Source organism: Geodermatophilus maliterrae (genome assembly GCF_041018925.1).
Classification (GTDB): Bacteria; Actinomycetota; Actinomycetes; order Mycobacteriales; family Geodermatophilaceae; genus Geodermatophilus; species Geodermatophilus maliterrae.
The window spans coordinates 18835-28368 of the sequence record NZ_JBFNXQ010000068.1 but is presented as its reverse complement, the minus strand read 5'-3'; the positions used below and the strand labels follow the sequence as shown (position 1 = coordinate 28368).

The 9534-nt window shown below is 75.1% G+C and carries 9 protein-coding genes; all 9 read right to left on the bottom strand.

Annotation, left to right across the window (positions count from 1 at the left end; genetic code table 11):
- Positions 1-203 precede the first annotated feature (203 nt).
- From tyrS to argC, 9 genes are read right to left on the bottom strand one after another with little or no spacing between them, the layout of a single operon-like run.
- Positions 204-1493, bottom strand: coding sequence for a tyrosine--tRNA ligase (gene tyrS / locus ABQ292_RS18580; RefSeq protein ID WP_369209129.1), 1290 nt, complete (start codon positions 1491-1493; stop codon positions 204-206).
- Complete coding sequence (locus ABQ292_RS18575) at positions 1486-2118, bottom strand: DNA-3-methyladenine glycosylase (protein ID WP_369209135.1); 633 nt, start codon at positions 2116-2118, stop codon at positions 1486-1488. The genes tyrS and ABQ292_RS18575 overlap by 8 nt, the downstream gene beginning before the upstream one ends.
- 14 nt (positions 2119-2132) lie before the next feature.
- Positions 2133-3602 (bottom strand): argininosuccinate lyase, encoded by a 1470-nt coding sequence (gene argH, locus ABQ292_RS18570; RefSeq protein ID WP_369209127.1) that lies wholly within the window; start codon positions 3600-3602, stop codon positions 2133-2135.
- Positions 3599-4144, bottom strand: a complete 546-nt coding sequence (locus ABQ292_RS18565) for an arginine repressor (protein WP_369209125.1) — start codon at positions 4142-4144, stop codon at positions 3599-3601. The genes argH and ABQ292_RS18565 overlap by 4 nt, the downstream gene beginning before the upstream one ends.
- Positions 4141-5088, bottom strand: a complete 948-nt coding sequence (gene argF, locus ABQ292_RS18560; RefSeq protein ID WP_369209123.1) for an ornithine carbamoyltransferase — start codon at positions 5086-5088, stop codon at positions 4141-4143. The genes ABQ292_RS18565 and argF overlap by 4 nt, the downstream gene beginning before the upstream one ends.
- Positions 5085-6266 carry an acetylornithine transaminase gene (locus ABQ292_RS18555; RefSeq protein WP_369209121.1) on the bottom strand — a complete coding sequence of 394 codons (1182 nt, stop codon included), beginning with the start codon at positions 6264-6266 and terminating at the stop codon, positions 5085-5087. The genes argF and ABQ292_RS18555 overlap by 4 nt, the downstream gene beginning before the upstream one ends.
- A complete protein-coding gene (gene argB / locus ABQ292_RS18550) occupies positions 6263-7270 on the bottom strand; it encodes an acetylglutamate kinase (protein ID WP_369209119.1) in 1008 nt (335 codons plus the stop codon). The genes ABQ292_RS18555 and argB overlap by 4 nt, the downstream gene beginning before the upstream one ends.
- On the bottom strand, positions 7267-8430 hold the full coding sequence (argJ, locus tag ABQ292_RS18545; RefSeq protein ID WP_369209117.1) for a bifunctional glutamate N-acetyltransferase/amino-acid acetyltransferase ArgJ: 1164 nt from the start codon (positions 8428-8430) through the stop codon (positions 7267-7269). The genes argB and argJ overlap by 4 nt, the downstream gene beginning before the upstream one ends.
- The gene (gene argC, locus ABQ292_RS18540) at positions 8427-9467 is read right to left on the bottom strand and encodes an N-acetyl-gamma-glutamyl-phosphate reductase (protein WP_369209115.1); all 1041 of its coding nucleotides are present in this window, start codon (positions 9465-9467) and stop codon (positions 8427-8429) included. Before argC ends, argJ begins: the two co-directional genes overlap by 4 nt.
- Positions 9468-9534: the final 67 nt, after the last annotated feature.

The following is a 9534-nucleotide window of genomic DNA, read 5'->3' as shown; positions in this document are numbered from 1 at the left end:
GGCTTGTTGTCCAACCCTGCGCCCGCACCGGGTGTTCCCTGCTGGGTCCTCCCCGTCGGCCCTCCCGGGCCGTGCGGCGCGCAGAGAGAAAGTTACGTGGGCTCCGGAGCCGTGTCAAACCGGCCCGGCGGTGACGACCGACACGACTCCGGAACCGGCGCGTTCCCTTGCGTTCACACGCTCGGAGGACGACCTCCTGGGGCTCAGCCGGCGGTGCTCGGGCCCCGCTGCACCCCGGCCACGGCGCGCTTGCCGCGGCGCAGGACCAGCCAGTCACCCGGCAGCCAGGCGTCCTCCCCCGGGACGGCGTCGGCGTCGGTCACCCGCTCGTTGTTGAGGTAGGCGCCCCCCTCCTTCACCGTCCGGCGGGCGTCGGACAGGCTCGAGGCCAGGCCGGTCCGCTGCAGCATCTGCGCGACGGTGGGCGTCTCGCCGTCCAGGGTGACGCTGCCGGCCTCCCGCAGCGCCGCGTCCAGTGTCCCGGGGTCGAGGGCCGCGAGGTCCTCGCGCCCGAAGAGCGCGCGTCCGGCCGCCTCGGCCCGGCGCAGTTCCTCGGCGCCGTGCACCAGGGCGGTGAGCTCCTCGGCCAGCGCCCGCTGTGCCGCCCGGGCGGCCGGCCGCTCGACGCTCTCGGCCACGAGCGCCTCGACCTCCTCGGCCGGGCGCTCGGAGAACAGCCGCAGCCAGGTGCGGGCGTCGGCGTCGTCGGCGTTGAGCCAGAACTGGAAGAAGGTGTACGGCGAGGTGAGTGCCGGGTCGAGCCAGACCGACCCGCCCTCGCTCTTGCCGAACTTCGTCCCGTCGGCCTTGGTGACCAGCTGGGTGGACAGCGCGTGCACCGTCGCGCCCTCGGTGCGGCGCACCAGGTCGATGCCGGCGGTCAGGTTGCCCCACTGGTCCGAGCCGCCGCTCTGCAACGTGCAGCCGTGCCGCCGGTACAGCTCGCGGAAGTCGTTGGCCTGCAGGATCTGGTAGCTGAACTCGGTGTAGCTGATGCCGGCCTCGGAGTTCAGCCGGGCCGACACCGCCTCCTTGGCCAGCATGCGGCCGACCCGGAAGTGCTTGCCGAGGTCGCGCAGGAGGTCGATGGCCGAGAGCGGCTCGGTCCAGGTCAGGTTGTCGACGTAGACCGGTGCTTTCAGTCCCTCCCGCTCGGCGGGCAGGTCGAGGAAGGGGGCCACCTGCCGGCGGATGCTCTCGACCCAGCCGGCGACGGTGGCGCGGTCGTTGAGCTGCCGCTCGGCCGACGGGCGCGGGTCGCCGATCAGGCCGGTGGCACCACCGACCAGCACGATGGGCTGGTGCCCGGCCCGCTGCAGGGCCCGGAGCAGCATGAACTGCACGAGGTGGCCGACGTGCAGGCTGGGCGCGGTGGGGTCGAAGCCGCAGTAGTAGGTGACCGGCCCGGCGGCCAGGTGCGCGCGCAGCGCCTCCTCGTCGGTGGTCTGGGCGATCAGCCCCCGCCGGTGCAGCTCGTCGAACACGTCACTCACGGGGTCGATCCTCCCTGGCCGGCCGGGAGCGGGGACGGCCCCCCGGCCGGAAGGCGCTCACCGACGGCGCCCCCGACTCCCAGAACCGCCACGGCAGCTCGGTGGCCACGCTGATCCCCACCCGCGGTCCGGACTCGACCGGCGCCGCCGGGTCCCCCGTGTGCAGCCGGACCGGCGACGTCGCGTCGAGCAGGTCGGCGTTCCTGTCGTCCGGGCCGATCCCCAGCGCCTGGGTCAGCCGCGCCGGGCCGCGGGCGAGGTCGCGGGCCGCCCGGGCGGAGGGACGGCGGGCACGGGCCAGCTCCTCCCCCACCACGACCTCCCCGGCGCGCAGCAGCACCGCCGAGCCGGCGCCCTCCGGGCCGACGACGACGTTGGCGCACCAGTGCACGCCGTAGCTGAAGTAGACGTAGAGCCGCCCGGGCGGGCCGAACATGACCGCCGCGCGCGGGGTGGGACCGCGGTGCGAGTGGGCCGCGGGGTCCGTCCCGTCCCCGGAGTAGGCCTCCACCTCGGTCAGCCGGACGGCGACGGTCCCCTCCGGCCGGTCGGTCACGACCCAGCAGCCGAGCAGCGCCGGGGCGACGGCGTCGACCGGCCCGAGCAGCTCGTCCCGGGTGACCAGGCGGTCCGGTGGGTTCAGAGCGCGGCCGCCACGGGTGAGTCGGCCGACCAGCGGCCGTGCGCGGCGGCGACGTCCTCCAGGGAGGAGAGCTGGGCGGCGACCCGCTCGGGGGCTGTTCCCCCGCGGGTGCTGCGCGCGGCCAGCGCGCCACGGACCGACAGCACGGAGCGCACCTCCGGCCTGAGCCGCTCGTCGATGCCGGCGAGCTGGTCGTCGTCGAGCTCGTCGAGTTCGACGCCGGCCTCCTCGCAGAAGGAGACCATCGCGCCGGAGATCTCGTGCGCCGACCGGAACGGGACGCCGTTCCTCACCAGCCACTCGGCGACGTCGGTGGCGAGGGCGAAGCCCTGCGGCGCCGCGGCCTCCAGCACCTCCGGGCGCAGGGTGAGCGTGGCGACCATGCCGGTGACGGCAGGCAGCAGGAGCAGCAGCTGCTCGAGGGAGTCGAAGACCGGCTCCTTGTCCTCCTGCAGGTCCCGGTCGTAGGCCAGCGGCAGCCCCTTGAGCGTCGTCAGCAGCCCGGTCAGGTTGCCGACGAAGCGGCCGGACTTGCCGCGGGCGAGCTCGGCGATGTCGGGGTTCTTCTTCTGCGGCATGATCGACGACCCCGTGGCCCAGGCGTCGTCGAGGCGGGCCCAGCCGAACTCGGTCGACGTCCAGAGCACCACCTCCTCCCCCAGCCGGGAGAGGTGGACGCCGACCATCGCCGCGCAGAAGCAGAACTCCGCCGCGAAGTCGCGGTCGCTGACCGCGTCGATCGAGTTGTCGGCGGCACGGTCGAAGCCCAGCTCGGCGGCGACGGCGTCGGGGTCCAGCGGCAGCGAGGAGCCGGCCAGCGCGCCGGAGCCGAGCGGGCTGACGGCGGCGCGGCGGTCCCAGTCCTGCAGCCGGTCGACGTCGCGGGCGAGGGAGTGGGCGTGGGCGAGCAGCTGGTGGGCGATGAGCACCGGCTGGGCGTGCTGCAGGTGGGTCATGCCCGGCGCCGGCACGTCGGCGTACCGCTCGGCCAGGCCCAGCAGCGCGAACTCCAGCGAGGACAGCTCGCCGACCAGCGCGCGGACGTTGTGCCGCAGGTACAGCCGCAGGTCGGTGGCGACCTGGTCATTGCGGCTGCGGCCGGCGCGCAGCTTGCCGCCCAGGGCACCGAGCTTGCCGAGCAGGCCGCGCTCGAGCGCCTCGTGCACGTCCTCGTCGGCCTCGACGGGCGTGAAGGTCCCGGCGGCGACCTCGGCCGAGAGCTCGGTGAGCGCGCCGAGCATCTGCTCGAGCTCGTCGTCGGCGAGCAGGCCGGCCCGGTGCAGCACCCGGGCGTGGGCCCGGGAGCCGGCCAGGTCGTAGGGCGCCAGCCGCCAGTCGACGTCGGTCGACTTGGACAGGGCCGCCATGGCCGGCGACGGGCCGCCGCCGAAGCGGCCGCCCCAGAGCCGGGTCTGCGACGGCCCCGCGGGGGTGCCGGGTGCGGCGGCGGGGTCGGCCGAGCTCACGGTGTGCTGTCCTCCAGGTCGTCCTTCAGTTCCGGGTACACGGCCGGCGTGCGCCGGGCCATCGCCAGCAGGCGCTCGGCCAGGGCCGGGCCGCCGCCCGGCTCGCGGGAGACGGCCAGCAGGGTGTCGTCCCCGGCGATGGTGCCCAGGACGTCGGGGAGGCCGACCTTGTCCAGGGCGGAGGCCAGGAACTGCGCGGCGCCGGGCGGCGTGCGCAGGACGGCGAGGTTGGCGCTGCCCTCGGCGCTGGTGAGCAGGTCGGCCAGCAGCCGGGTGAGCCGGGCCGGGGCGGCCGTGGCCGAGACCGCCGGGCGCAGCGGGGCGTTCTCCGGCGGCAGCACGTAGGACGCCGGGGCGCCGTCGGAGCCGCGCAGCTTCACCGCGCCGAGCTCCTCGAGGTCGCGCGACAGCGTGGCCTGGGTGACCTCGATGCCCGACTCGGCCAGCAGCGCGGCCAGCTGGGTCTGCGAGGTGACCGGCTGGGCCTCGATGAGCTCGCGGACCCGTGCCTGACGGGCCGAGCGGGTGAGCGCCGTCGTCACCCGGATCGCTCCAGGAGCCAGATCAGCGCCGCCTTCTGGGCGTGCAGCCGGTTCTCCGCCTCGTCCCACACCGCGCTCTGCGGCCCGTCGATCACGTCGGCGGCGATCTCCTTGCCGCGGTAGGCCGGCAGGCAGTGCAGGACGACGGCGTCGTCGGCGGCCCGGGCGAGGGCGGCCTCGTCGAGCGCGTAGGGCAGGAACGGCGCGACGCGGGCGTCGTACTCGTCCTCCTGCCCCATGGAGACCCAGGTGTCGGTGACCAGGACGTCGGCACCGTAGGCGGCGGCCGCGGCGTCGGGGGTCCAGAGCACCGAGCCGCCGGTCTCCGCGGCGATCTCCCCGGCCCGCTTCAGCACCTCCGCCGAGGGCTGGAAGGACTCCGGCGAGCCGATGCGGACGTGCATGCCCGCGGTGGCGCCGCCGAGCAGGTAGGAGTGCGCCATGTTGTTGGCGCCGTCGCCGAGGTAGCCCATCGTCAGCCCGGCGAGCGTCCCCTTGCGCTCGGTGACCGTCTGCAGGTCGGCGAGGATCTGGCAGGGGTGGAAGTCGTCGGTAAGCGCGTTGACCACGGGGACCCGGCTGGCGGCGGCCATCGCCTCGATGCGGTCCTGCCCGAAGGTGCGCCAGACGATCGCGGCGACCTGCCGGTCGAGGACGCGGGTCGTGTCCTCCACCGGCTCGCCGCGGCCGAGTTGGCTGGTGCCGGCGTCGATCACCAGCGGGTACCCGCCGAGCTCGGCGACACCGACGGAGAACGACACCCGGGTGCGGGTCGAGGGCTTGTCGAAGACCACCGCCACCGCCCGCGGCACGCCGTTGGCGGCCCGCAGCGGGACGGGCGCGGCGTCGGTGTGCCGGGTCCGCTTGAGCTCGGCGGCGAGCGCGAGGACCTCGGCCTGCTCGGCGGGTGAGAGGTCGTCGTCCCGGAGGAGGTGGCGGGTCACTGCTCGACCGCCGTGTCCAGGGCCGCCGGGAGGGCCGCCACGAAGGCGTCGACCTGCGCGTCGGTGAGCACCAGGGACGGCGCCAGCCGCAGCACGTCGGGAGCGACGGCGTTGGCGAGGAAGCCGGCCTCGCGCAGATGCACCTCCAGCGCGGCGGCGACCGGCGCGGTGAGGACGACGCCGAGCAGCGCTCCCCTCCCCCGGACGCCGGAGACGGCCGCGTGGCCGAGGCCCTCGATGCCGGCGGTGAACCGGTGCTCGAGCTCCTTCGCCCGCTCGAGCAGCCCCTCGTCGCGGATGGTGTCGAGCACCGCCAGGGCGGCGGCCGCCGCGATCGGGTTGCCGCCGAAGGTGGACCCGTGCGAGCCGGCGGTCATGAGCTCCGCGGCGTCGCCGAAGGCGAGCGTGGCGCCGAGCGGCAGCCCGCCGCCGATCGCCTTGGCCAGGGTGATCACGTCGGGCTGCAGGCCGTCGGCCTGGGAGGCGAACCAGTGCCCGGTGCGGCCGGTGCCGGTCTGCACCTCGTCGACGGCGAACAGCGCGCCGGCGTCGGCCGCCGTCCGCGCCGCGGCGGCGAGGTAGCCGGGCGGGGCGGGCAGCACGCCGCCCTCGCCGAGCATCGGCTCGAGCAGCACCATCGCCGTCCGCTCGCCGACGGCGCCGGCCAGCGCGTCGGCGTCGCCGTAGGGCACGTACCGCACGCCGCCGGGCAGCGGCGCGAACGCCGCGGCCTTGCTCGGCTGGCCGGTGAGCGCCAGCGCACCCATCGTGCGGCCGTGGAAGGCGCCCTCGGCGGTGACCACCTCGGGCCGCCCGGTCAGCCGACTGATCTTGAAGGCGGCCTCGTTGGCCTCGGCACCGGAGTTGCAGAAGAAGACGCGTCCGGGCCGGCCGGCCAGCTCCAGCAGCCGCTCGGCGAGCAGGACACCCGGCTCGTGCATCGCCAGGTTGGACACGTGACCGAGGGTCTGCGCCTGCGTCGTGATCGCCTCGACCACCCGCGGGTGGGCGTGGCCGAGGATCGTCGTGGCGATGCCGCCGAGCAGGTCGGTGTACTCGCGGCCGTCGACGTCCCAGACGGTCGCGCCCTCGCCGCGCGCCAGCGCGACCGGCGGGGTCCGGTAGTTGCCCATCATCACCGCCGACCAGCGGGTGGCCAGCTCCTCCGTGTGGGTCATGCCGGCTCCTCTCCGGTCAGCGTGCGGGCCGGGACGACCATCGTCCCGGTGCCCTCGGTGGTGAACATCTCCAGCAGCAGGGCGTGCGGGGTGCGGCCGTCGACGACGGTCGCCCGCTTCACCCCGCCCTCGACCGCCCGCAGGCACGCGGCCATCTTCGGGACCATCCCGGCGTCGAGGTCGGGGAGGATCTCGGCCAGCTCGGCGGCGTCGATCTGCTGCACCAGCGAGTCGCGGTCGGGCCAGTCGGCGTAGAGCCCCTCGACGTCGGTGAGGACGACGAGCTTCACCGCGCCGAGCGCCACGGCGACCGCGGCGGCGGCGGTGTCGGCGTTGACGTTGTGCACCACGCCGTCCCGGTCGGGTGCGACCGTGGCGATGACCGGGATCTTGCCCCGCTCGAGCAGCGCGGTGACCGGCGTCGGGTCGACGGCGACGACGTCGCCCACCAGGCCGACGTCGACCGGCTCACCGCCCACCACCGCCGTCGTCCGCTCGGCGGTGAACAGGCCGCCGTCCTCCCCGGACAGGCCGACCGCCAGCGGGCCGTGCTGGTTGACCAGCCCGACCACCTCCGGGGTGACCTGGCCGGTGAGCACCATGCGGACGACCTCGATGGTCTCCTCGGTGGTGACCCGCAGGCCGCCGCGGAACTCGCTCTCGATGCCCAGCCGGTCGAGCATCCCGGTGATCTGCGGGCCGCCGCCGTGGACGACGACGGGCAGGATGCCGCAGGTCCGCAGGAACACCATGTCCTCGGCGAAGGCGCGGCGGCACTCGTCGTCGACCATCGCGTGGCCGCCGTACTTGATCACCACGACGTTCCCGTGGAACTCCTTGAGCCACGGCAGCGCCCCGGTGAGGACGGCGATCCGGCGGGCGTCACCCTCGGGGTCGTGGGTGCGCATGACCCGGCTGGTGCCGATCCTGCGCTTCCCGGGCGCCGCGGGTGCCGGCTCGGCGACCCGGACGTCGGGCGGGGTGGGGTCCTGGGCGGTGCTCACGTCGAGTACGCCGAGTTCTCGTGCACGTAGGCGACGGACAGGTCGTTGGTCCAGATCGTGGCCTGCTCGCCGCCGGCGCGGAGGTCCACGTCGATGGTGATCGCCCGGCCGGTGAGGTCGACGCCCTCGCGCGGGTCGCCGATCGCGCCGCCCCGGCAGACGGTGACGCCGTTGATGGTCACGTCGACCCGGTCGGGCTCGAACGCGGCGTCGGTGGTGCCGATGGCGGCGAGCACCCGGCCCCAGTTCGGGTCGTTGCCGAACAGCGCCGTCTTGAGCAGGTTGTTGCGGGCGCAGGCGCGGCCCGCGGTGAGCGCGTCCGCGACGCTGGCGGCGTTGCGCACCGTGATCGCGATGTCCTTGGTCGAGCCCTCGGCGTCGGCCAGCAGCTGCATGGCCAGGTCGGTGCAGGCCGCGGTCAGCGCCTCGGTGACCTCCCCGGCCGGCGGGGTCACGCCGCTGGCGCCCGACGACAGGACGATCACCGTGTCGTTGGTGGACAGGCAGCCGTCGGAGTCGACCCGCTCGAAGCTCACACCGCTGGCCTGCCGCAGTGCCTCCTGCAGCGTGCCGGCGTCCACCACCGCGTCGGTGGTGAGGACGACGAGCATCGTGGCCAGGCTCGGCGCGAGCATGCCGGCGCCCTTGGCCATGCCGCCGACGGTCCAGCCCCCGTCGGGACCACCGCGGGCCTGCACGGTCGTCTTCGGGACGCTGTCGGTGGTCATGATCGCGCGGGCGGCGTCGGGTCCGCCGTCCTCGCTGAGCGCCTCGACCGCGGTGGTGATGCCGGCGGTCAGCTTCGCCATGGGCAGCCGGACGCCGATCAGCCCGGTGGAGGCCACGGCGACGTCGATCGCGCCGATGCCCAGCTCGGCCGCCGCGTGCTCGGCGGTGGCGTGGGTGTCCTGGAAGCCCTCCGGGCCGGTGCAGGCGTTGGCACCGCCGGAGTTGAGGACCACGGCCCGCGCCCGCTCGCCGGCGAGCACCTGGCGGCTCCACAGCACCGGCGCGGCCGGGAAGCGGTTCGTGGTGAACACGGCGGCCGCGGTGTCGTCGGGTCCGTGGTTGAGGACGACGGCGACGTCGGGGGCTCCGCTGGACTTGAGCCCGGCGGCGACGCCGGCCGCGGAGAAGCCCTTCGGTGCGGTGACGCTCACGGTGCCACCCCCACGAGCGGGAGGCCGGTGGTCTCGGGCAGGCCCAGGGCGAGGTTGGCGCACTGGATCGCCGCGCCGGCGGTGCCCTTGGTGAGGTTGTCCTCGGTGACGACGACGACCAGCCGGCCGGCGTCGGGGTCGACGGCGACCTGCACTGCGACGGTGTTGGCACCGAGCACCTGCGCCGTCGTCGGCCACTGCCCCTCGGGCAGCAGGTGGACGAAGGGCTCGTCGGCGTAGGCCTTCTCGTAGGCGGCCCGCGCCGCCGCGGCGTCGACGCCGGGCCGGAGCCTCGCCGAGCAGGTGGCGAGGATGCCCCGGCTCATCGGGACCAGCATCGGCGTGAAGCTGACGCCGACCGGCTCCCCGGCCGCCTGCGACAGGTTCTGCACCATCTCCGGCGTGTGCCGGTGCACCCCGCCGACGCCGTAGGTGCTGACCGAGCCCATGACCTCGCTGCCGAGCAGGTGCGGCTTGGCCGACTTCCCGGCGCCGGAGGTGCCGCTGGCGGCGACCGCGACGACCTCGGGCTCGACCAGGCCCGCGGCCAGCGCCGGGGCCATCGCCAGGGTCACCGAGGTCGGGTAGCAGCCGGGGACGGCGATCCGCCGGGCGCCGGTGAGCCGCTCCCGCTGGCCGGGCAGCTCGGGCAGGCCGTAGGGCCAGGTGCCGGCGTGCTCCGAGCCGTACCACCGCGCCCACGCCGCGGGGTCGTTCAGCCGGTGGTCGGCGCCACAGTCGATCACCAGGGTGTCGTCGGGCAGCTGCGCGGCGATCGCGGCCGACTCCCCGTGCGGCAGCGCCAGGACGACGACGTCGTAGCCGGCGAGGTCCTCCGCAGCGCTGGGCTGCACCTCGAGGTCGGCGTAGGGCAGCAGGTGCGGCTGCAGCTCGCCCAGGCGTCGGCCGGCACTCGAGTTGGCGTGCACCCCGGCCAGCCGGAGGCTCGGGTGCCCGGCCAGCAGCCGGCACACCTCTCCCCCGGCGTACCCGGTGGCGCCGGTGACCCCGACCGTCCACGTCTGCGTTCCGCTCACGATGCATGACCATACAGGTCTGTGCATGACCGTTCACGGGCGGCCCCACCGCTGCCTCCGCCTCGTC

Coding starts and splice junctions, on each gene's coding strand:
- ABQ292_RS18555 (WP_369209121.1), bottom strand. CDS start 6,266: ATGACCCACACGGAGGAGCTGGCCACCCGCTGGTCGGCGGTGATGATG.